We start from the raw sequence: 23,633 nt of genomic DNA on the forward strand, positions 1-23,633 counted from the left end.
CTGACTTACGAACACCTACGGAAAGCGCAAGAAAGTATCATGACCGGATCACGCTGGATTGCATTGGGAGCACTGATTTGCGGTCTGTCGGTGGGGATGGGAGCCTTCGCCGCTCACTTTCTCGATCAGGTGTTCGCACGGAAGTACGACGGAGGGACCCGTACTGTGGCGGGCCAGACAGTACCGCTGGCCAGCAAGTTTTTAAACGATTTCAAAACGGGTGCCGAGTATCAGATGTTTCACGGCCTGGCCCTGATCGCGACCGGCCTGGTCATGCAGCGACGACCGTCCCGCGCCGCCTGCATTGCGGCATGGTCATTCACCACAGGAACCCTGCTCTTTTCGGGCAGTCTCTACGTGCTGACTCTCACGGGCGTGACCAAATGGGGCGCGGTCACGCCCTTCGGAGGTGTCGCCTTCCTCATTGGCTGGATCACGCTCGCCATCGCCGCGACGAAGCCTCTGGCTGAACCGACCCAGGCGTGACGAAACATCAGCGACGGCCCCGGCGATCGTAGCCGTTCCCGTGTGCCCGTCGACGCACCAGAAGGAGACGGGAACTGATCACCGGAGGATGTCTTCGGTCAACATCCCGTTGGCTTCCTCCCCCGTCTCTCGCTCTTCGTCCCAGGGAACACAGTCCTGATTGCAGTCGTGATTGCAATCGACGATCCCGTCTGCCGCCAACCAACAGGGGAACCCGGCTGCGGTAACGCCTCAGCGGTTCTTGTGGTGCGCCGACTTTGCCACGCGTCAGTCGTTCGCTCGTATTCTGGGTCGGGATTCAAGCTTGCGGGTCGTCGAGTGATCCGAAGCTCAGAACAGCTCTGGAACTCGTAAGAGCGGTTCTGAACACAGAGTTAGCCAGTTTCTGCGGACTGCGGCGCCCTCCATTTCAGCCCAAGATCCCTGTAACAGATGAGTTACGGTTTCAACCCGGGATTGACCGATTTTGGCATCGCGATTACAAGCGGCGCACGACGGCTTCTCATTTCTGTCTATGGCGAGGAGTGCCGAAAAATGCGACGAATAGCATGGATGCTGATGCTGGCCTTTGCCGTTGGATGCGGTAGTGCAACAACGAAGACGACAGTGAACGACGAGGCCCCCAAGGATCTGGAACTTCCTCCCGAAGTCGTTTCCTACTTTCAAAGTGGCGATCTGAATGGTGCCATTAGTGCACTCAGTGGGATGATCGACCAACGGCCGAAGGACGAAACTCTCTACTCGTTGCGGGCGACCGCTTTCCATCGTAGTGGAAACAATGAAGGTGCCCTGGCGGATCTCAATCAGGCCATCAAGCTCAATCCAGAGGACGCTCGTCTCTACAACAACCGCGGCTTCGTCTCGTTGAGCATGTCAAAGTTCGACGAAGCGATTGCCGATTTCGAGCAAGCCACGCAGCGAGCTCCCAGGTTTACCAACGCCTACAATAACCGTGGTCTCGTCTATATCGCTCAACAACGATATGAAGAGGCGATCACGCAGTTTAGCAAGGCGATTGAACTCGAGATGCAGTATGTCGACGCCTACAACAATCGCGGATTTGCGGAGCTGGAATCAGGCCAGATTGAGAACGCGCTAAATGACTTCAATGCGGCGATCCAGTTCGATTCTCAGTACGTCAACGCGTACAACAACCGTGGTCTGCTAAGAGCGCGGGTCGGTGACTTTGAAAACGCCATCATCGATTTCACTCAGGCAATGATGCTGGACCCGCTCAACCCTAAGTACTACCAGCACCGTAGCGAGGTCTACTATCGGCAGGGCGCTATCGACAAAGCCATGGCGGACGAGAAGAAACTTGTGTGGCTGGTGCAACTGCATCAACTGAACTCGGCTATCGCCAGCACAGCGGAGCCAGTCATCGAACTGACTCAGCGAGCACATCACTATCTGCAGGTGAACGACCAATCCAGAGCCCTTGAGGATCTGAACCAGGCGCTGAAGCTCAATCCCCGTGCGACCGCTGCGTTGACGGCTCGGGCCGAACTCCACTTGCGCCGCAAGTCGATCAGCGAAGCCCGAACCGATGCCGAGGCCTGTCTGGCAATTGAACCGACCGAGGGTGCCTATTCCGTTTTGGGTGATGTGTTCCTCAGCCTGAAAGACTACGACCGGGCGATTGAGAATTTTGCGTTGTCGCGACGGGTCGACCCGAATGTCGCCGAAGCCTATTACGCCAAATCCAAAGTCCTCGCCGAACAGGGCCTCGTCGAAAAAGCGAACAGCACCATGCAACAGGCATTGGCGCTGGATCCTGAAGTTGGGAAAAGATTGCGTTGACGGCGGTCTGTATTCAGGTGAAACTAAGATACCGTGCGGCCAAGCGCGAAACTGCCGGGCGGGCACCGCTTCAACAACTCGTGCCAGCGGGAGATATCTCCTGCCGGCACAGGTTTGCCCTGTGCAAAGCCGTTCCAGCGGATGCCCCCTTTTTGAGAATGAAGGATCTTGCGCGATGACCAGCAGGTCGTTGGGCAGAGCTGACCATCCTGGTCCATACGGGCTGGGATGAATCCGGGTTTCATTGCAGGTCGAAAGTGCATGACGATTCAGTGGAAGACGAAGATTCAAGGTCCGATTGCCGTCATTGGTGACCTGCATGGCCAGGCCGATAAGCTGGAAGTTGTCCTCGACCGCTTGCGACAGACACCCGGTTTCCAGAATCGCTGGGTGGTCTTTATCGGTGATTTCGTCGACCGGGGCCCCGACTCGAAAGGGGTGATCGACATGGTCCTGGATTTCATGGCCGAGCATCCAGCGACGACAGCCATCATGGGCAATCACGAGTTCGCCATGTGCTCGGCACTAGGCTGGCTCTCGGGGAGTGAAGCCTCTTCCTGGGGCAAACGATGGACGACTTTTTATAACGCAGAATCCACTTTTGCTTCGTATGGGGCAGAGGTCGGAAACCTCGAAGATCTCGCCGCGAAGATTCCCGCCGAGCATCGCGAACTGCTGTCAACACTGCCGTGGTGTGTTGAACATCCCGAGTTGCTGTTTGTGCATGCGGGCCTCGATCCCACCATGCCGTTCAAAGTCCAATTGCGGATTCTGCATGAGAAAGATTTCACACTGAACCGGCCCCAGTGGCTGTGTGAAAAGCTGTTCGTTCATCAGAACCCGCCAGCCGATTGCCCGCTCACAGTCGTCTCGGGTCATGTCAAAGTCCCCTCGGTCGTCCTTCGTCCTCGCCGAATTCTCGTCGATACAACAGGCGGAGAAAAAGGGAATTTGAGCTGCGTGCTGCTGCCGGAACGACAATTGATTACTTCGGCCAAATCGATTTCGTCGGGTGGTCGCGACGGCGTTATGGGAAAACTGACCGGGGCAAAGTGGTGGAAATTCTGGGGCTCCAGCAAAGACGAATACTAAAGCATCATTGAGGGAATGCTGGAGCACCGCAATCGGCGTGTGACGTACAGCGCCCATCGAAATCCGTGCTTGTCGCGGACGTCAGAATTCCAGATCAAGAAGAGAATAAGGTACCCCGATGAATGGTCTCCGCAGTCACGAGTTACTGCATCGCCGATCCAGTCGACTGCTGATCGTTGATATTCAGGAAAAACTCGTCGCCGCACTCGACGAATCGGCTCGATTCAGTCTGGTGGATGCCGTCAGGATCCTCGCTGCCAGTGCAAATCTGCTGCAAATTCCCGTGGTCGCCACGGAACAGTACCCTTCAGGATTGGGTCCGACAGTTGCCCCATTGACGAAGTTCACTGACGTACGTCCCCCGAAGAAGCGATTCAGTGCAACGGAGAGTACGGGATGGCCGACCGCTGCCGAAGCCACGGATGATCGATTTCAGATCGTTGTCACAGGCATGGAATCGCACGTCTGCGTACTGCAGACGGTGATGGACCTGCTCGCTCTCGGGTATCAGACGTACGTCGTCGCGGATGGCGTCACCAGCCGTCGCTCCCTGGATCATCGCATCGCTCTGGAACGCATGGCCAATGCTGGCGCCATTATCACGACCGCCGAAAGCGTGGTGTTCGAATGGTGCGAGTCGGCCGAAGCCCCCGAGTTCAAACAGCTCAGCTCACTCGTAAAATCACGCCCTGTTTAGCTGCTCTCGTTGCCGAAATTGCCCGTATCCCAATCCCGGCAAACCGGCCAGGGGCATCTTCAGGCGAGTTTACTCCCTCGTCGTGATCACGCGGTTTCGCGCGCAGCCCATTATCCCGTGCACTACTCATCCCCGGGTGTCCGCCCACGCCTGATGTCACGGTGGGCGTCAAGGGGACGACGATTCCTGGCGTGAACCAGACAGGTTCCCCGCCTTTCCTCTCAACAGCTGAGTAGAGGAACGCGCCCCGGCATCCTGGCCCCTCCAAAGAGGGCCTGCTGGCCACATCGTCGCTGAATTCTGACCGTGAGATTCCCGTCCTACGTCCCTCATGATGCAGATTCCGTTATAACTTCGTTGCTGTTCATCGCGTTAACATGACCGTCGATGCGCCGGAGTACCGGCGGCGGCGACTCAGCATGACAACAGACTCTCGATGGGGCGAATGGATGACTGCGATCCGCACACGATTTCGATTCTGGTCTGCCGCATTGGTCGTGAGCGTCCTTTCGTCCCTCGGTGCAGGACAATACAGCCGGGCCGACGAACCATCGGCGGTCACAGAAGCATCTCGACCGACCGCCACGAACTACCGTATCGAAACCATCGCCGGAAATAGTCAACCGGGTGACACCCCCACACGGACACTCGTTCCCTGTGACGTCCCGGTAGATCTTCCGTTCGGAGTTGAGTATGGGCCTGACGGGGCACTTTACATCACCGTCATCGGCAGTCATCGCGTCCTGCGACTCGACCCTGCATCAAACGAGATGACGAGCGTAGCGGGGACGGGCAAGCAGGGACTCCACGGCGACGGTGGCCCTGCCACCCAGGCATCTCTCTTCGAACCATACGAGGTCCGCTTTGATTCCAAAGGTCACATGCTGATCCTGGAGATGCGGAACCATGTACTCAGACGTGTCGACGGCAAGACGGGCATCATTACGACGATCGCTGGCGACGGGACACCGGGCGGTGTGGGGGATGGCGGACCTGCGAAGAAGGCTCAGTTGAATCACCCTCACTGCTTTGCCCTGGATGAGCATGACAACATCTACATCGGCGACATCCTCAATCATCGCGTCCGGCGCATTGACGCCAAAACCGGGCACATTGAAACCGTCGTGGGAACGGGCAGCGAAGGAATCCCGCAGGATGGGGGCGTCGCTCGCGAAGAACCGCTGACCATGCCGCAAGGGTTGGGAATCTATGACGGATCCCTCTGGGTGGCCTCGTTCAAATTACAGCGATTGTGGCGAGTCGATCTAAAAACCGGTCGGATCTACCACAAAGCAGGAACCGGTGAGCGGGGATTCACGGGAGACGGCGGCGATCCTCGACAAGCTACGTTCGACGGACCACGCGGGATGAAGATCTCACCTGACGGAATGCTCTACTTGCTGGAGGGTGAAAACAACATTGTGCGAGCCTATGATATGCGGAACAACACTCTTCAGACGATTGCTGGCGTAGGCCCCCAATCCCACAAATACGAAGGAGACGGAATCCCCGCCAGACTTGCACCGTTATGGCAACCCCACGGTATTTGCCTCGGTAAGGATGGCTCACTGGTCATCAGCGATACAATCAACCACCGTGTCCGGCGTCTGATCCCCATCGTGAACAAAAAACCGTGAACTGCACCTGTTGACCGGCCCTGGTCGGCGATGGGACCGTCGAGACTTTTCTTATTCCAACAGCATTGAATGCCCCGCTATGGACGCTCTGAAACGCTTCCTCGATCCGACCACCCTGAACCGACTGAAGGGGCTGGAGCTGAAGGCACGATTGATTGTCGAAGGCTATGTCTCGGGGATGCACAAGAGTCCCTACCATGGGTTCTCGGTCGAGTTTGCGGAACATCGCGAATACGTTCCCGGCGACGATCTGCGCTACGTCGACTGGAAAGTCTTCGGCAAATCAGACCGCATCTACCTGAAGCAATACGACGAAGAAACCAACTTCGTCTGCCACCTGCTCGTCGATACCAGCGAGTCGATGACATATCGATCACCGAAGGCGATGTTTTCGAAGCTGGAGTATGCTCAGTACATCGCCGCCGCGTTTGCTTATCTGATCATCCATCAGCAGGACGCTGTCGGGCTGGCCACCTTCGATACATCCGTCCGACAATTCCTGCGTCCCGGCAGCACCGCAGTTCAGCTTCGACAGCTTTGTCACACGCTGGAGCAAAGTCCCAGCGGTGGGGAATCGTCGATCGGGCCGATTTTCCACGATCTGGCTGAGCGGATCAAACGGCGGGGCCTGGTGGTCATCATCAGCGATTTTTTTGATGACCCTGAAACGCTTAAAAAGGGACTGAAGCACTTTCAGCATCGCCGACATGACGTGGTCTTACTGCAAGTGATCGACCCAGAAGAACAGGATTTCACCTTCGTCGACCCCACCCTGTTTAAGGGCCTCGAAAACCTCGGTGAGCAACTGACAGAACCGCGTGCGTTGCGGAAAGCCTATCAGAAAGAGTTCGAGGAATTCCTGAAAACAATCCGCTCGAGCGCCCGCGACTTCCATATGGACTATGTCCTGATGCGGACGGATCAACCACTGGAAGTGAATCTGCACGAATTCCTGTCGCGACGAATGCACCGTGCGGGGCGTCGCTGATTGAAGCTCCGCAACGGTTCACTCTCTCGTAGCCTGCTCTTTCCCTGCGGATATCACACAAAGTCCCCGGTAGTCCCGTGAGTTCTGAAATCGAGAAACCCATGTCCGGTACCGACCTGCTGACCATGTCCGGCATCTCAAAGCGATTCGGGGCCACTCAAGCCCTGAAAGACGTCGCGTTGTCAGTGCGGGCCGGTGAAGTATTGGCTCTGATTGGAGAAAACGGCGCAGGCAAAAGCACGCTCATGAAGGTTCTGAGTGGAGCTCATCAGCCAGACTCCGGAAGCATGCAACTTGCAGGTCAGCCCTATTCCCCCGCTGGTCCGCACGAGGCGCGGATGGCGGGAGTGGGCATGATCTATCAGGAGCTGAATCTGGCGCCCGAGATGTCTGTTGAAGACAACATCATGCTGGGCCAGGAACCTTCCTGGTACGGTCTGCGTGATCGGAAGACACAGCGGCTGAAAGTTCGTAAGGTGCTCGACCTGCTGGGGCACCCCGACCTGCAGCCGAATACCCCCGTCGCAAAGCTCTCGATTGCGGTTCGACAACTGGTCGAGATTGCCCGGGCGCTGGCTTCCGATTCCAAGGTCCTGGTATTCGATGAACCGACCAGTTCACTGACCCGGCAGGACGTCGATCATTTGTTCGCCGTCATTCGCAAGCTGCGGGGTGCGGGCTACGGAATCGTCTACATCAGCCATTTTCTCGAAGAAATCCGTCAGGTCTGCGACAGCTATGCCGTCCTGCGGGACGGTCACTCTGTTGGCAGCGGCCGGCTTGCGGACGTCAGCGACTCGGAAATCGTCTCACTGATGGTGGGACGGGGAGTCGCAGATCTGTTCCCCGTCGTCCCGCATACCCCCGGAGAACCCCTGTTAACCGTGACGACTCTCAGCGGTACCCGGGCACCGGTAGGAGCTTCGCTGGAGCTGCGACGGGGCGAAATTCTGGGATTGGCCGGTCTTATCGGGGCGGGACGGACAGAATTGCTGCGCTGCCTGTTCGCACTCGACCCGGTCCGAAAAGGCGAAGTGAAAGTCGCAGGGATCGAGATCGAACATAAGACGCAAGCCCGTATGCATGCGGGACTCGGTCTGGTCTCCGAAGATCGGAAAGAAGAAGGGCTGGCCCAGAATCAGTCGATCGCAGACAACCTGACGATCAGTCGACTCCAACCCTACACTCGTGTCGGATTTTTGCGACTCGGGCAGCGACGCAGCGAAGTAGGGCGATGGATGCAGCGACTGCAGGTCAAGGCGGCCTCGCCCGATCAGACCATCGGACAGTTGTCCGGAGGAAATCAGCAGAAGGTGGCGATCGCACGCGTCCTGCACCAGCAGGCCGACATCCTGCTGCTCGATGAACCGACACGCGGAATCGACGTGGGGACAAAGGCCGAAATTTATAAATTGATGGGTGAACTGGCGGCCGAGGGAAAAGCCGTGCTCTTCGTCAGCTCGTTCCTCCCGGAACTCCTGGCTGTCTGCGATCGAATTGGCGTCATGTCCGACGGCATCCTGCGTGACGTTCGTCCGGCCAGTGAATGGACGGAAGAATCCATCATGAGTGTGGCGGTCGCAAAAACGGATCACACACCGGTGAGTGCTTGATCCGCACCACGATGCAGATCGCTGACAGGATTGACCGAAAGAAATACGCCCCTTCACGGACCCGGCGCGACTCCAGTTTCTTTGCCGCCATCAGTGCCATTCATGCCGCGAACGCTTCCAGTAACTCACTCGTATGCGAAACGAGATGAGCCTGGAAGTATGGCATTCGGTAGTTGGAAGGTTTTGGGGTAAGAATTCACCGCGCAGAGCGGTGAGGGCGATGGTGCCTCGTTCGCTCTGCGCGATCTCTACAGAACCTGATTCTCGAGCGCGACATCGCCGAAATCAGTTTGCTTCCTTGATGCGAATGCGTCGGTATTCCATCTGACCCCGATCCCCCTCCAGTCCAATCGGACCCGATGCCGGCAGTTGCAGAGCATCTTCCAGGACTTCTCCGTTGCAGGTGCAGTGTGCCACGTTTCCTTTGACCGTGACCACCAGTTCGTTCCACTCCTGCGGCCGGTACTTCGTGAGGTTCTTGTAGGGTCCCGCCAGAGGATAGTCGCGGCATTGCAGTTGAGGCTTCCGGATGAAGACACCGCTGTCCGCATTCGGAGTGGCCCGGAATTCGAGCTTCAAGACAAAGTCCTTGCGGAACTCACGCGTCGTCCACAACTCTTGGCCGCGGCGTCCTTCTGGCGGAGTGGCAATCACCAGACGTCCGTGCCGGGCGAGATAGCGACCGTCCGGAGTTACCTCTTTGCCATCAACACTGGCTTTCGGGGCCAGCGATTGAGGATCCCGAATCCCCCAGCCAGTGAGGTCTTTTCCGTTGAAGAGACTGACGTACCCCTCTTCAAGTGCAAAGTCATCATCGGTTGTTTCGATGAAATTGAGCGTTGCCAGGATCGGACGCAAGGCGGCGGCCCATTTGGCATAGCCAATTTCATTGGGATGCAGCAGGTCGGGGAACTCGACCGCTTTCGCATCCCCCTTCTCATCAGCAAACAAAGGCCAGGTCTCAATGAGAGTCACCTGGGGATCCCCTTTGACGACCTCGGCATACAGCCGGTTGGTCTCCTGAATCTTGTCAGCAGGGCGAGAGACGGTGGCCGAACTGGGGAAAATCTGGCAGAGCACAATCGGCATTTTGGGATTATGGGCTTTGAGCTTCGCAATGATCAGTTTCATGTTACCGACGACATCTTTGGGATCGGCCTTCTCACCGATATCATTCGTCCCAAACATCATGACGACGCCTGCAGGATTGAGAGACAGCACGTCATCACGGAGTCGGATCAGGATGCCTCGTGACGTGTCACCGCTGATGCCACGGTTGGCCACTTTCACCCCCGGAAACTGGCCCCCAATGTCATCTCCCCATCCCTGAGTAATCGAGTCGCCAAGAAAAACGAGCGCATTCTGATCAGCTTCAACCCGCTTCGACCACGCCGTGCGCCGCTGCATCCATAGATCACGGAACCAGTCCGCACGGCGAATCGGTCCCGCTCCCGGCAAGCCTGCATCCGTTGCAGGGATCTCCAGTCCCGTTTTTTCTTTCTGATCCTGGGCCTTCAGCAAGGAACAAGTGGTCAAGTATCCCAAACCGCTCATGGCGACGACAAGAAGAGTCACACCGACATGCGGCAACCAGCGCGTGTACGTTTTCATTTCAAAGTCCAGAGAGAACAGACCACAAGTTCAACAGTTTCAAAGGCATTCCCAGGGAATGCCCATCTGGTTCGCTATCATAGGTGGAATCGGGTCGACTTTGCGACAGGTCGACACGGCTCGCCTCATTCCGTTGCGATTGGAATTCGGACAGCATTCGTCATGTCGCGCGAAGCCAACTCACGATTTCACTGATCCTGCTTTTTCGCTGAAGCTCGAGGATCCTTTCCGTGAGCAAACACGTGATCCAAAGCCGCTTTGAGGTCAAGTCGCTGAAACGTCAGTTTTGTCGCATCATCGGTGACGGGCTTGCCGGTTGTCTGGAAAATCTTGAGCATGGCTTCGGGGAGGTTCTTCCCGTCTGATTTCCAGTCGTATTCGGTCTTCTCAATCGCTTCACTGAGAAGCATCACAGATCCGCAAAGAATGGCATTGGAAGAACTGGTTGCGGAGGCAGGAACAACCAGATCGACTTTGGCATCCCGATCCTGCGTGACCACGTCTTCACCCGGTTGCACGGCCCCGATGGCGAAACAGTTGGGTTGGCAGGCGGGCCACGAAATACCGTTCGCAAACCCGTGATTCCCCGTCGGAGCACTCACCCAGATCCCCAGTTCCCTCAGTTGAGCCAGCTTGTCGTCAATTTCCGTATCGACCGGCTTGGCGTGGGCCAGATCGTCGACGGGAGCCAGATTGACGACCGTGATACGGTATTTCTTGTGATGGTCAATGACCCATTGAAGTCCGCGTGAGAGCGGCAGGCTATCGGCGACGTTGCAGTGGCAACATTCCAGTCCGCGAATGATCGCAACCTGATTGTTGTAGGCCACGCCCCATTTCCCCATGAAGTTCAGTGACGAAGGGACGCCGATCGTGGATCCGTGGTAGCCCCGTCCCTCGTGCCGGGGGTCGTCATCGCCATCCACACTGTCATACGTCACGAGAACTTTGGGAACGCCATTAACCGGCGTGGACCATTCCGGCATCGAAAGCTTGCAACCATCGTCCAAAAGAGCCAGCGTCTGGTTTTTTCCAAACGTCAGCACATCGCTGTACGCTTCCCAGGCGTCAACGACCCGGGCGTGCTGAAAAGCGAGCGGCTCGACAGGCTCGCCGGCGACCAGCCGGCCCACGGGGAATAAACAAATCGCAGTGATGAAAATTGATCTGATCATGGTATACGGATCCTTGAGATGCAGAACTTCGTCACGGATTCTTCCTGCAGGACACGGCCGAGCGTCACCGCTGGCGTCGTCAGTCGGCAACCCGGCACCTTCCGGAGGGCTCGGTGGACCCCATGGCTGGCACCGTCCCGGGTGGCCGGAACCAGTGGTGTGGCCTATAACTTCCATTCGGCCCCTGTAAAATTGCACTCGACCGAGATGCCCGCGTATGTCGACAGGTCCGAGAATACCGGCTTTCAGGACGGACTGCCCTCCATTCCCAGCAAGATTGCGATTTCCATGCGATTGAACGAACTGATTTCGGAACTGGACGATCTTGAGCCGGAAGAGAAACTGCAATGGCTGGTTGAATTTGCGGATGAGCTGCCTGCCGTTTCTCCCGAAAAACGAGTCGTGCCGTTCCCGGAATCCTGCCGTGTCCAGGAATGCCAGACCCCTATTCATCTGTGGGTTGGTACGCAGGAAGGAAAAATCCACCTTGAAGCCGATGTCCCCGCCAAATCGCCGACGGTCCGGGGACTGGTAGCACTGGTCGTTTGCGGACTGCAGGGTGAACCCGTTTCGGCGGCGCTGTCCTTGCCGGACGACATGGTGGCGCACGTCGGTCTGGATGCCGTGTTAGGGATGACGCGACAGCAGGGATTTCGCGGCGTCATCGCCCGAATCAAGCGGGGACTTCAGGATTCCCAGCCGTCTTAAAGTTCGTGCCGGGCTGTCGGTCGACCGACCGATCGAAAGCCTGCGCCGGGGCTGTCGAGTCTGCGGGGGTCGGGGCGTGGATTTCGAGCTGTTCTAGAAAAAATCAGCAGATTCATCTCCACTTCTGTGAATGAATGGTTATTCTGTTCATCGAAAAGACTGACTTCTCTGCATCCCAGACCAGACATGATACGGTGGAGGTTTTTCCCGCAAGTCGGTGGTCCATCTGACGCGCAGAACGAAATCCTCGACGCGAGGAATTCCTGAAAAGAGTCGAATTTTCGAGGAATTTGCGTGCCTGTTTGATTTTCCGCCTTCCTGCTGAGCCCAACGTGTCAAAAATGGGAAGATCACGATTGCCATCGTCAGATTGGAGTCGTTCTTTATCGCCAATACCTTGAATTGCGACTTCTGTGTCGAAGTCGCCTGCAGCGGGTTGGATCTCTGGTCGACACAACGCATCGAAGTCCGAGCCGCGCAAGTTTTTTGACACTTTGATGGGAACTCTGTTTTATGACCACACTCGCGAAACAAGGACGTGCAAACCCTGAAGCCAGCGAACCGCAAACCAGAAGCCGGATGATGCTTACCCCCCCTGACGAAGTTGCTCCCCGCCTGTTACCGTCAACTGAACTCCCGGCTTACACCTACGTTCCTGGTACAGATACACCGCACCCTTACCGCGATGCTCGAGGTCACAGCTATCAGCGTAAACAGCCTTCTCCCAAGATGCTGACCCCAACCAACTGGTTCGAAAATCGCCACTACCTGCTGGCGCTCGACTACTTCAACCACGGTTACTACTGGGAATCGCACGAAGACTGGGAGCGATTGCTGCGAACAACCGGATCGGATAGCGCCGTCGGACGATTTCTCAAGGGACTGGTCAAGCTTTCGGCAGCAGGTGTCAAGGTTCGAGAAAACAGCATTCATGGCGTCCGACGCCATGCCGCCTCCGCTGGCGAAGTCTTCGCAGACGTCGCAGCAGAAGTCGGAACGGAATATTTCTGCGGTCTCGAATTCACGACACTGCAATTCGCCGCTGATCGTGCCGCCCAAATTAACTACTCGGACAAACTCGGCTCACCCCGTCAGCCCACCCGCGTCTTTCCGTTTGTCCTGAACACAGAACCCTTTACGATTTCCTGAGCTTCCGCAGGGATCATTACGAATCCGCAAGTCCGGCACGATCCGTTCTGCCGGACTTTTTCATTGTCTGCCCCCCCCGCTCATTGTGCACTTCTGATCCTGACAGCGCCGTACCATTCCCTGCCCTTCTCATCCGGTCAGTCATGGTTGTACGGCGTAGAAGGCCCGTTCCCGTCAGGCGCTGCGATCGCCACTTCCCGCCAGCTTCATCCGTCCAATTCGGGACAGCCGGGCACTGTGGATGGGATGGGGGGCCGTTCGGAGTGAAGCAGGGAGCCACGCGGCGCGGGGAATTTTCTCGTCGGTCGGTTCTTTAAGCACCGGAAGTCGCAGTCCCTGGTTCGCCGACTTATAGCGTTCCAGATCGACAGGATGGATGTAGATCCGTTTCGCCGTGACGAGTTCGCAAATCAACTCGCAAAGTGGCTGACTCATCCCTGACCACAGGACCGTATTCGGGTTCGATCGAGACGCCAGCCCTTGTTCTCCAGTGACTTCAAGATACGGCTGGAAGTCCCGCACGAGCTCCCAAAACAGAACTTCTCCCCCTTTGCGGATGTATTCGACCATCGCGGCCTTGATCTGCCCTGCCGCGGCAAGTTGAGCCCAGGGTGCAAGCGGGACCTGGTGATCTGCTTCGACCACCCGCTGACCGGTATCGAACCGGCGCTCTGCCTCGAGCATGGCGGTGACCCGGCTGTCTGACGTGGCCCGGCGGCAGCGGTCCTGAGCCCAGTTTCGCAACGCAAAAATTTTGTCTTCCATCGTGACCGACAGAGGAACTGTCGTCCGCCATGCCTGTTCGAGTTCTTCCTGCGACAGGACCCGTCCCTTGCCGAACGCGTCGATCAAGGCCGTCACAATAATCTGTTCCAGTTCCGCCCCGCTGAACCCCTCGGTTCGCCGCGCCAGGTCATCCAGATCGAACTGCTCGGTCTTCCATCCCCGTTTTTTGAGGTGAATGCCGAGGACATGCTTTCGTTCGTCAAAGTTGGGTAAATCGACGAAGAAGAGTTCGTCGAACCGCCCCCTGCGCAGCATTTCCGGTGGGAGGTTTTCGACCGAGTTTGCCGTGGCAACAACGAAAACTGGCTTCTGTACTTCGGCCATCCAGGTCAGAAAGGTCCCGACCAGTCTGAGCATCGTTGCGTCGGCGGCTCCCGTTCCATCCCCTTCGACCCCGGCGAAACCTTTCTCGATTTCGTCGAGCCACAACACAGCGGGTGCAATGGATTCGACCAGTTCCAGTACCGTCCGCATGTTCTTTTCAGACTCGCCACGCTGAGCCCCCAGCAGCGCTGCAATGTCCAGACGCATCAAGGGAAAACTGAGCAACCGAGCGGTGGCGCGCGCGGTTAAGCTTTTTCCACAGCCCTGGACCCCGAGCAGTAACACGCCACGCGGTAAGGGCACCCCCTGCTCACGGGCTCGCGGCGTGTACGCTTCGGCCCGCTTGGAAAGCCATCCTTTGAGCTGGTCCAGCCCGCCGATGTCGTTGACGTTTTCCTCGAGGTCATAAAATTCCAGCAGGTCTGACCCCGATGCCAGCGTCCGCTTTTCAGCGATCAGCAGGGTAAAGACATCGTCATCGAGCCGTGAGCGACCCTTCAGAGCACGGACCCACGCGCGGCGTGCTTCCTGGCTGGTCAACCCCATCACCGCTTTGATCAGGCGATCCTCGTTGTCACTGTCAAGAACCAGCGACAACGCAGCGGTCTCGTGCAATTCGCCGATCGTCTGATCGAACTGTTCACGCAGGTCTTCATACCCCGGAAGCGGAAGCTCGATCCTGACGGAATCCTTTTCAAGTTCAACCGGAACCTGCATCACCGGCCCGAACAGCAACAGTGTTTTTTTCTGACGGACCAGTTCCGGCAACAGATCGCGCACTCGTCGCAATATGACCGGGTCGGTCAGATACGGATGGAAGTCCTTCAACAGGAACAGATGACCCTCGGGAAAATTCGACAGCAGTTCGAGCAGTCGCGTCGCGCTGACGGGGTTGTCCGAAGCATGGCTGACGTCAGGCTGTAAGCCTCTGGTGATCGTCCATGTGACGAGGTTCCGCTCTGTCTCCAAGGCAAGCTCTGTCAGTTTACGCTCCCACCGGTCCTCCTCATTCGTCCTGAGGAATAACAGGGGATAGCCTGCTTCGATACGGGACCTTACGTCATGCAGGGCGCCATCAGTTTTCATCTGCGATCACGACCCCCTTCTTCAAGATGACGTTCGCATAAACCGCAGTTTCGCCAGTAGCGACGATCGCGTAGGCCGACTTGGCGAAATCGTAGAACCGAAATCGTTCGATGGGCCGGAGTTCGATTTCGCGACCTTCATGCTTCGACAGCACTTTGCGATATTCGGCCCAGATCGGGGGATCTGACGCTCCCGCGTCGACGGGTTGCATGACACTGGCGGGATGATCAACGAACGTATCCAGCGGGAAAAACTTCATAATGGCATCGAGGATCTCGACGCCGCCATGTCCATCAGCGCGCACGACTCGCTGGGCACAGCTCTCGGCAGGAAAATTTCCATCAGCAATCACAATTTCGTCGCCGTGCCCCATGCGCATCAGGACTGACATCAGCTCAGGCGAAATAATCGGAGGAATCTTCTTCAGCATGGTCGAGCACCGTCATAGCAATATAGAATGGACACAGAACTTCACGACGCCGACAGACTCGGTCGGTGCCTGAACTTTCTATCGAAGCCGATCCACTTGCGCCTAGGAAGGTTGTGGAACGGAGCAACGATGCCGTCTGAAGGTGGGTTTTGTCAATATGGTGATTGGCTGCGCAAACGCGACCTCCCTGAGTCTGTTTCATCCGGTCATCCAAGAATGGTTTCGCTCCCGCTTCGCCGGTCCGACCGAACCCCAGGAACAGGGCTGGCCACAAATCGTCGCGGGACGTGACATTCTCATCGCGGCTCCCACAGGAAGCGGAAAGACTTTGACCGCGTTTCTGGCCGCCATCGACCGACTGTTTCAACAGGCAGAACAAGGTTGCCTCGGCTCGGAAATCCGCGTCGTCTATATCTCGCCCCTGCGGGCTCTCTCCAACGACATGCACCGCAATCTGGAGCAACCGCTGTCAGAGATTCTGGCTCTCGCAGAAGAGATGGGCCTCGAGATTCCACCGGTCCGTGTCGGCTTGAGAACGGGAGATACGACTGCGGCGCAGCGGGCGGCCATCGTACGCCGTCCTCCGCACATCCTTGTGACGACCCCCGAGTCGCTCTACCTGATGCTGTCGAGTCCCCGCAGCCGGGAAGCGTTGCAGTCGGTTGAGACGGTCATCGTCGACGAAATCCATGCGCTGGTGCGGGACAAACGGGGCTCACATCTGGCGATCACCCTCGAACGACTCGCCGCCCTCTCGAACCGTCCACTGCAACGGATCGGGCTGTCGGCGACGCAGCGTCCCATGGACCGGATTGCCCGCTTCCTGGTCGGATGCGGACCGAAGAAAGAGCGTGTGGAAACGTCGATCCATGTCCCCCGACGTCGACGCCGCACGGGACTGCTTCCGTTCGATGACGAAGTCATTGTCACGCTTCCGTCACGCAATCAACTGAGCCTTAATGAGGCGGCTTCCCCAACTCACGATGTTCACGGGCCCAGCGATCCGACGCTGCCCGTGATTCTCGACATTGGACATCGACGGGAACTGGACCTGGCCATCGAAGTCCCCCCCAGCGAACTCGGCGCCGTCTGCATGCACGAGCAATGGGCCGAAGTCAATGAGCGAATCGTTGAACTGATCCAGTCACACCGTGCGACCCTGATCTTCGTGAACACACGCCGCCTGGCCGAACGATTGACGCATCAACTGAGCGAGCTGCTGGGCGAAGATGTCATCAGCAGCCACCATGGTTCGCTCGCCTACAAACACCGGCACGATACAGAACAGCGACTGAAATCGGGGCAGCTCAAAGCGGTCGTCGCGACCGCATCGCTCGAAATGGGGATTGATGTCGGCTATGTCGACCTGGTGATCCAGATCGGCTCACCCCGGAATATCGCGACGTTCCTGCAACGGATCGGACGCTCGGGGCACGCTCTGGGACTGATTCCCAAAGGACGCTTGTTCGCGTTGACCCGTGATGAACTGTTCGAATGCATGGCCATCATGCGGGCGATTCGTGCAGGTCGTCTCGATATTGTCCCGATCCCTGTCGCGCCACTCGACGTCCTGGCCCAGCAGATCGTCGCTGAAGTCGCCTGCCAGGAATACGGCACCGATCAGCTCTTTGACCTCGTACGCCGTGCCGCACCCTATTCTGAACTCACGCGGTACGAGTTTGATCGCATCATTCGCGTCCTCAGCGAGGGGATGACACCCGGTGGCGAAAGAAGCCGCGTCTTCCTGCACCACGATCAGGTCGGACGACGCGTCCGGGCTCGGCCGGGAGCCCGCATGGCCGCAATCGCCAATGCGGGAGCCATTCCCGAAGTCTTCGCGATTCGAGTCGTGACCGAAGAAGACCATACCGTGGTAGGGTCCGTCGACGAAGATTTCGGAACCGAAAGTCAGTCCGGTGACATTTTCCTGCTGGGTAACACCTCGTGGCGAATTCGCTATCTGCGAGGCGGAGACCTGTTCGTCACGGATGCGGGAGGGGCCCCTCCCACGATTCCCTTCTGGCGAGGAGAAGCCCCCGGACGAACGTACGAATTGTCTGAAGAAGTCTCACGCCTGCGTGAGGATCTTGAATCCCGGATCGAAGATCCTGCCGCTGCGGAAGAGTGGCTGGTGCTGGAAGCCCACGTCAACCTGGAAACAGCCCACCAGGCTGTGGAGTATGTGCGCGCTCAGAAAGCAGCGATTGGCCTGATTCCCACCATTAAACGAGTCGTGTTTGAACGCTTCTTTGATGAGAGCGGTGGAATGCAGCTCGTGATTCACGCCCCATTCGGCACACGCATCACGCGCGCGTGGGGCCTGGCCATGCGAAAGCGGTTCTGTCGTTCGTTCGATTTCGAACTTCAGGCCAATGCTGACGACGACGGCATCGTCCTCTCGCTGGGACCGCAGCACAGCTTTCCCTTGGAAAGTATGTTCCCCATGCTGAATCCCAAAAACGTCCAGGCGTTGTTCGAACAGGCCGTGCTAGTGGTCCCCATCTTCCAGAACCGCTGGCGCTGGAACGCAACACGGGCGCTACAGGTCTCGCGCGCCAAACACGGGAAGAAAGTGCCCCCCGCCCTGCAGCGGTTCCGCAGCGAAGATCTGCTGACCGCAGTCTTCCCGAAACTGACCGGCTGTCAGGAGCATGTCGTCGGTGATATCGAACTGCCCGATCATCCGCTGGTCAAACAGACCATGGACGACTGCCTGTATGAAGCCCATGACATGGATGCCCTGAAAGAGGTTCTGCGCCGTGTCGAACAGGGTGAAATCGAATTCATTGCCCGCGACACGCGCGAGCCGTCACCGTTCAGCTACGAACTCATTAACGCCAATCCCTATGCCTTCCTGGATGGGGGCGAAGTTGCGGAACGACGGGCCCGGGCGGTGTCGACACGTCGTTCGCTGTCGGTGGAAAGCGTACAGGACCTGGGACGACTTGATCCGGAAGCGATCTTCCAGGTCGTGCTCGAAGCCCAGCCCTTTGTCCGCAACCCTGACGAACTGCATGATGCGCTCCTCAGCCGAATCCTGCTGCCCGAAAGTGAAGGAGTGGAATGGCGAGAATTTTTCAACGAGCTGGCAACCGACGGTCGAGCGACACTGGTCACCTGCCCCACGGACGAGTCGCCTCTTCAAGAAAGTCATAGTGAAAGCTCTGGCCGGAAAAAGGGATCCGGTGCGAATCTCATGGCAGCCGGATCACGGCGATACTGGGCGGCGACCGAACGCGTTCCCGCGATCCTCGCCGCGTTCCCGAGTGCCACTCTAACCCCTGCTGTCAAAGTCCCGGTCGAGGTCCGACATGACTGGGAATCGACGGACGCGCGGGTCGCCATTGTACGAGGTCTGCTCGAAACGTGTGGTCCGATCACCGGGACGGGCGTCAGCGAGCGGACGGGAATCACTGAAAGCCAGGCAAGTGCCGCTCTGGAAGCTCTCGAAGGTGAAGGAGTGGTCCTGCGAGGTCGATTCCAGCAGTCGGCGGATCGCGGAATGGACCCGGATGCGGGGCAGCTCAAAATCGATGCCCCGGACGAATCCGGTGAAGGCCGGCATTTCCCCAGCGAAACCACGACGGAGTGGTGCCATCGCCGACTGCTGGCACGCATCCATCGCCTGACGCTCGACGGGCTTCGAAAGCAGATCGAACCGGTCAGCGTCGAGGTGTATATCCGGTTTCTGACACGGCATCACGGAGTTTCATGGTCGCACCGTCGAGCTGGCGCAAACGGCCTGTTTGAAGTGATCGCACAACTGCAGGGAATCGACATTCCCTCGGTGGCATGGGAACGGGATATCCTCCCGCTGCGCATCGACAACTATCAGTCGGAATGGCTGGATGAACTTTGCCTGACGGGCGAGGTCGGTTGGGGTCGCCTTTTCCCCCCACCTCGCAATCCCGAAAAGTCCCGGCCGATGGCCAGCCTGACGCGCGTCGCCCCCATTTCGTTATTCCTGCGTCAAGACGCCGAATGGCTCTGCTGCCGCGCTCCTGAAATGGATGTCGGTGAACTGAGCAGCGTGGCCCGGCAAGTCTATTCGCTCCTCCAGCAGCGTGGAGCGATGTTTGCCGCCGATCTGCTGGTCGCAACGCGAATGCTACAGGATCATCTCGAAGACGCCCTGGGTGAGTTAGTCACGCGAGGGATCTTAACTGCCGACGGCTTCGCAGGACTTCGGTCGCTGGTGGGTGACAAGACCACCCCGTCTCGTAAGCCAAGCCGACTGAAGGTTGAGCGTAAACGAACAACCAAGTCCGCCATCGGACGGTGGGCCATTCGTCCCGTCCATCTGGAAAACACAGTTCCCCCAACCGACTTGGCCCCCGCGCAAGGAAGCGTACCTGTAGGAACTGTCACTGCAGCAGCCGCATTGAAAGAAGGACAAGCGGCGGGAGTTCGGACTCCAACCGAGGATGCCCGTGCCCGCGCAACCAGGACGGTCGAGGACTGGGCGTGGCAACTGCTTCGCCGCTGGGGTGTCGTGTTTCGCGATTTGCTCGCCCGGGAAGATGGTGCCCCGCCGTGGTTTGACCTGCTGCAGGTCTTGCGGCGACTGGAAGCGCGAGGCGAAATCCGTGGTGGACGCTTTATCGCGGGGGTCGCTGGCGAACAGTTCGCTCTGGCGGACAGTATCCAACAGTTGCGGAGGCTGCGTGACGAAGGCCCGACTCAAGAACTGATCGTGATTTCCGCGGCCGATCCGCTCAATCTGGTGGGAATCGTTACGCGGCAGGAACGGGTCCCCAGGACCGCCTCGAATCGCGTTGCCTACCTGGACGGAACGCCGGTCGCCTACCTCCAGGGGGGTGAAGTCTACTGGTTGGCACAACCACCGCGGGAAGCCATGCAATCCATTCTGAACCGGCTGCGGCACCCCTCACTGGTCCCCGTGGACCCCGCCAGCAAATCCGATCTCAAAGCCTGTCTGCAGAAGAACTGAGCGACCAGTGGCAAGACGATCGATCGGCGACCTTCGTCAAGTTGCGACTACGGGTGGCGCGAGAGGAAATCGTCGATGATCGGAATCAGTTCGGAACTGGCGTCCTCCAGGATGTAGTGTCCGCAATCCGGGTAGCGGTGGAGTTCCGCCTCTGGAAAGCGGGCGAGCCATTCCTTGAGGAAATGCTCGTCAAAGACGAAATCCTTGTCACCCCAGCCGATCATCATCGGAATTCCCTTCAATCGCTCAAGCCGGTTTTCCACCTGAGTGACGAGTTCGTAACCGCGATCGCCCGGTTTCAGCGGAATATCCTGCACGAATCGATGTACGGCGATGCGGTTGGCCCATGAGTTGTACGGCGCACAATAAGCATCCGCGACATCCTTCGGCATGGGATTGCGTGTCACACACGAACGGACGGCCCCCCGACTGAAGGCGTTGAAACCTCGGACCAGCAGACCTCCGATGGGACTGCGTGCCAGCTTCAGTTGCCAGGGAACCCCCTTTGTTTTGGGCAGGTGGAATCCCCCCGTATTCAACAGGACCAGTCGCTTGATTCGTTCGGGGAACTCGGTGGCGAAAGCCATCCCGATCATCCCCCCCCAGTCGTGTACGACCAGCGTCAGATTTTCGGTCGCACCACAATGGTTTAGCCAAGCCTTGAGGTCCGACACACGTCGTTCGAGCGAGAATGGGTAACGGTCATCACCCGGCTTATCGGATAATCCGCAGCCAATATGGTCAGGGACCAGACACCGATACCGGTCTTTCAAGCGATGAACGAGGTTCCGGTAGTAATAAGACCAGTTTGGGTTTCCATGCAGCATGACGACCGTTTCGCCCTGGCCCTCGTCCACGTAGTGCATTCGCAGACCATCGATCTCGGTGAAGTGCGGTGCGAAGTCATAACCAGGAAAAGCCACGTTGCCGCCGTTATCTGATGAAAGTATGTCGATGAAATTGAACGCACGATTTCAGGATCAATTTCTGAATTCTGGATCGCCTGTGTCAGGAACAGAATGAGAAACGGCCGCGAGCCACTGCAGCGTGTGCCCCTCTCTGTCCTGGTCTTTCGATCGCTTCAGAATGGCCTTCCGAGTCACTCGTCTGCCTGATTCTGACATCATGCGAAACAGAGATAATCGCGTCCGAACGCGAATAGTTCCAGTCACTGAAGGGATTCCACCCGCATTCGTGACGCAGGGCGAACCTTGAACCGCTGGCCCGTCGACGACACTCCCCGCGGGGTAGCGGGGCTCAGTTGACGTGGACGCTCTGGAGCCATTTCTGATGCCTCGGTCAGAACAACAGGTTCCATTGTCGCACACGGTCAGCATGGATTTCTTCACTGAGAATCGGAGTCAGCCCGGTCGTGGGAAGTTCGTCCGGAAAATCGACCCAGCTCCGACATCCCGCGAAATGAGACGACGTGGCAAGCACCTTCGCTGCGGGAAGCTGATGGACGCGGACCAGCATCGCGAACAGACCCGGCGACTTGTAATGGAACCGCTGGGAAACCGTCTCGTCCGACCAGATGTGCCACGGACGGAGCAGTGGAAGTTTTGACTCCTCCTGAATCGAAATGACCTGTTCGACTTCGGCGTGGTGCCGCACATGAACCTGGTCTGATGGTGGTTCTTCGCGCAGGACCTTCTCAAGCAGTGGCTGTGCGTCGACCACGACCGAGTCGGGTTGCTGGTGAAACCCGGTCGGGAACAACCAGAATTCCCGATGCGCCACACGAAAGCCCTCGCGGCCTTCGTGGATGCCTCCTTTGCGGAGAATCAGACTCTGCCGTCCCGTCGCGAGCGCCTCACAGACGACGGCCCACTCCTTAAAAGCAAATCGATTGGCGGATTCCATCGTTGCGTCTCATTTCTCCCGCGAATGCACAAGGCCGCCACCACGGGCTTCACGGCACTTGTCTGACATCCCCGCTGTCGTCGGCGAAGGTCAGGGGACCTCAGGCAGGCTCACCCAGCGGGGAACTGGGGGTCGACCACTTGCACAGGGCGATGCCTAACCCGTAGAGCACCAGCAGCGGGGTCATCATCATCAGCATGGTCATCGGATCGGGTGTCGGGGTCAGCACCATCGAAATGATCGCGATCGCCAGCACAGCCAGTCGCCACTGTCCGAGGTAATGGTCTACCGTGAAGATGTTGATCTTCGTCAGGAACAACATCACCAGCGGAAGCTGGAAACTGATCCCGAACATTAACGGTAGCATGACGGCGAAACTGATCCATTCAGAAATTCGAATCTGGGCCGTCAGTTCCAGATTCGCGTTGTAACTCAGCAGGAAGTCGAGGACGAGTGGCAGAACATTCGAGAAGCAGAAGACGACTCCTCCCAGAAACAGCAGGATGCTCATGGGCAGGTAGGTATGCACATACTTTCGTTCGTGCGGATACAACCCTGCCGCGACGAACAACCACAGCTGGTAGAACATCCAGGGACTGGCAATCACCAGGCCCGCAATGAATGAAACTTTCATGTAGGTCATGAAAGCCTCTTGCACATTCAGGGTGACAGGGCGATCGACCTTTTCCGCCGACCGGCGGAATTGACGGAAGGCTTCCGACCGGGCCGGAAGGACCAGCGACTTCTCTTTCAGAGTTTCTGCAGGTTCGGGAAAACTCTCGGGCGAGGCCTGATGGAGCTGCGAAATCAGGTCGTAGGCAGAAACTTCAATATTGACCTCGCGTTTCTCATCTTCTGTGAGAACCTTGAGGGCTTCCTTATCTTCTTCGCGAACAGAAGGGGCGACAACCTGGCCTTTCACGGACGCCCACATGCCACCCCAAAAACTGTAACCTTTGATGTCGTCCTGAACGGCTGAAATCACGTTGGCACGACGCAGCGCGGCATCGATCGGCTGGCGGACCAGTCGGACAAGCTGCTCACCAAAAACCAGCGAGAAGACCACCGAGATCATCAGCCCGAGCAGGGCGCGGATCAAGTGGAAGCGCAACACCTCAAGGTGCTCGCCGAAGGTCATCGTCGAATCGTCGAACAGGTCTTTGTTTGTCGCCATCGATGTCACTCTCTCTTCAGCAGCAGTTATTCAAGAGGACACGAGACCGTATCCGGTGTGTGT

Annotated in this window: 17 protein-coding genes; 10 read left to right on the forward strand and 7 right to left on the reverse strand. The window is 57.7% G+C overall.

What is annotated here, in order from left to right; all coding sequences use genetic code 11:
• The first annotated feature begins 39 nt into the window (after positions 1 to 39).
• The 7 genes from ACGY09_RS09940 (at position 40) to ACGY09_RS09970 (ending at position 8,313) form a co-directional block, all read left to right on the forward strand.
• The gene (locus ACGY09_RS09940; protein ID WP_397571417.1) at positions 40 to 486 is read left to right on the forward strand and encodes a DUF423 domain-containing protein; all 447 of its coding nucleotides are present in this window, start codon (positions 40 to 42) and stop codon (positions 484 to 486) included.
• A gap of 534 nt (positions 487 to 1,020) precedes the next feature.
• Positions 1,021 to 2,286 carry a tetratricopeptide repeat protein gene (locus ACGY09_RS09945; RefSeq protein ID WP_397571418.1) on the forward strand — a complete coding sequence of 422 codons (1,266 nt, stop codon included), beginning with the start codon at positions 1,021 to 1,023 and terminating at the stop codon, positions 2,284 to 2,286.
• Positions 2,287 to 2,547: 261 nt separating this feature from the next.
• On the forward strand, positions 2,548 to 3,378 hold the full coding sequence (locus ACGY09_RS09950) for a metallophosphoesterase (protein WP_397571419.1): 831 nt from the start codon (positions 2,548 to 2,550) through the stop codon (positions 3,376 to 3,378).
• A 118-nt stretch (positions 3,379 to 3,496) separates the two neighbouring features.
• Positions 3,497 to 4,075 carry an isochorismatase family protein gene (locus ACGY09_RS09955; protein WP_397571420.1) on the forward strand — a complete coding sequence of 193 codons (579 nt, stop codon included), beginning with the start codon at positions 3,497 to 3,499 and terminating at the stop codon, positions 4,073 to 4,075.
• A 419-nt stretch (positions 4,076 to 4,494) separates the two neighbouring features.
• On the forward strand, positions 4,495 to 5,712 hold the full coding sequence (locus ACGY09_RS09960) for a hypothetical protein (RefSeq protein ID WP_397571421.1): 1,218 nt from the start codon (positions 4,495 to 4,497) through the stop codon (positions 5,710 to 5,712).
• 79 nt (positions 5,713 to 5,791) lie between these two features.
• Positions 5,792 to 6,700, forward strand: a complete 909-nt coding sequence (locus tag ACGY09_RS09965) for a DUF58 domain-containing protein (protein ID WP_397571422.1) — start codon at positions 5,792 to 5,794, stop codon at positions 6,698 to 6,700.
• Positions 6,701 to 6,801: 101 nt separating this feature from the next.
• Positions 6,802 to 8,313, forward strand: a complete 1,512-nt coding sequence (locus ACGY09_RS09970; protein ID WP_397571423.1) for a sugar ABC transporter ATP-binding protein — start codon at positions 6,802 to 6,804, stop codon at positions 8,311 to 8,313.
• A 285-nt stretch (positions 8,314 to 8,598) separates the two neighbouring features.
• On the opposite strand, the gene ACGY09_RS09975 is transcribed toward ACGY09_RS09970, so the two are convergent.
• Together ACGY09_RS09975 and ACGY09_RS09980 are read right to left on the reverse strand one after the other, a co-directional pair.
• Positions 8,599 to 9,924: a GDSL-type esterase/lipase family protein gene (locus ACGY09_RS09975; RefSeq protein ID WP_397571424.1), complete on the reverse strand. Its 1,326-nt coding sequence runs from the start codon at positions 9,922 to 9,924 to the stop codon at positions 8,599 to 8,601.
• Between the two features lie 188 nt (positions 9,925 to 10,112).
• Entirely contained in the window at positions 10,113 to 11,099 is a 987-nt protein-coding gene (locus ACGY09_RS09980; protein WP_373650408.1) for a S8 family serine peptidase, read from the reverse strand.
• A gap of 18 nt (positions 11,100 to 11,117) precedes the next feature.
• Between ACGY09_RS09980 and ACGY09_RS09985 the strand changes: the two genes are divergently transcribed.
• The gene (locus ACGY09_RS09985; RefSeq protein ID WP_397571425.1) at positions 11,118 to 11,807 is read left to right on the forward strand and encodes a SufE family protein; all 690 of its coding nucleotides are present in this window, start codon (positions 11,118 to 11,120) and stop codon (positions 11,805 to 11,807) included.
• A 513-nt stretch (positions 11,808 to 12,320) separates the two neighbouring features.
• Positions 12,321 to 12,956, forward strand: coding sequence for a DUF309 domain-containing protein (locus ACGY09_RS09990; RefSeq protein ID WP_373650406.1), 636 nt, complete (start codon positions 12,321 to 12,323; stop codon positions 12,954 to 12,956).
• A gap of 174 nt (positions 12,957 to 13,130) precedes the next feature.
• Here the strand turns inward: ACGY09_RS09990 and ACGY09_RS09995 are convergent, their stop codons facing one another.
• Both ACGY09_RS09995 and ACGY09_RS10000 read right to left on the reverse strand, forming a co-directional pair.
• Complete coding sequence (locus ACGY09_RS09995; protein WP_397571426.1) at positions 13,131 to 15,152, reverse strand: AAA family ATPase; 2,022 nt, start codon at positions 15,150 to 15,152, stop codon at positions 13,131 to 13,133.
• Positions 15,142 to 15,582, reverse strand: coding sequence for an RbsD/FucU family protein (locus ACGY09_RS10000; protein ID WP_373650404.1), 441 nt, complete (start codon positions 15,580 to 15,582; stop codon positions 15,142 to 15,144). The genes ACGY09_RS09995 and ACGY09_RS10000 overlap by 11 nt, the downstream gene beginning before the upstream one ends.
• Positions 15,583 to 15,739: 157 nt before the next feature.
• On the opposite strand from ACGY09_RS10000, the gene ACGY09_RS10005 reads away from it, so the two are divergent.
• Positions 15,740 to 20,533 carry a DEAD/DEAH box helicase gene (locus ACGY09_RS10005; protein WP_397571868.1) on the forward strand — a complete coding sequence of 1,598 codons (4,794 nt, stop codon included), beginning with the start codon at positions 15,740 to 15,742 and terminating at the stop codon, positions 20,531 to 20,533.
• A gap of 47 nt (positions 20,534 to 20,580) precedes the next feature.
• On the opposite strand, the gene ACGY09_RS10010 is transcribed toward ACGY09_RS10005, so the two are convergent.
• The 3 genes from ACGY09_RS10010 to tatC all read right to left on the reverse strand — a co-directional run bounded on the left by ACGY09_RS10010 (position 20,581) and on the right by tatC (position 23,570).
• Entirely contained in the window at positions 20,581 to 21,456 is an 876-nt protein-coding gene (locus tag ACGY09_RS10010; protein ID WP_397571427.1) for an alpha/beta fold hydrolase, read from the reverse strand.
• A 376-nt stretch (positions 21,457 to 21,832) separates the two neighbouring features.
• On the reverse strand, positions 21,833 to 22,396 hold the full coding sequence (locus tag ACGY09_RS10015) for a DUF1802 family protein (RefSeq protein ID WP_397571428.1): 564 nt from the start codon (positions 22,394 to 22,396) through the stop codon (positions 21,833 to 21,835).
• Between the two features lie 100 nt (positions 22,397 to 22,496).
• On the reverse strand, positions 22,497 to 23,570 hold the full coding sequence (gene tatC / locus ACGY09_RS10020) for a twin-arginine translocase subunit TatC (protein WP_397571429.1): 1,074 nt from the start codon (positions 23,568 to 23,570) through the stop codon (positions 22,497 to 22,499).
• Positions 23,571 to 23,633 lie beyond the last annotated feature (63 nt).

Source organism: Schlesneria sphaerica, assembly GCF_044336245.1.
Taxonomy (GTDB): Bacteria; Planctomycetota; Planctomycetia; order Planctomycetales; family Planctomycetaceae; genus Schlesneria; species Schlesneria sphaerica.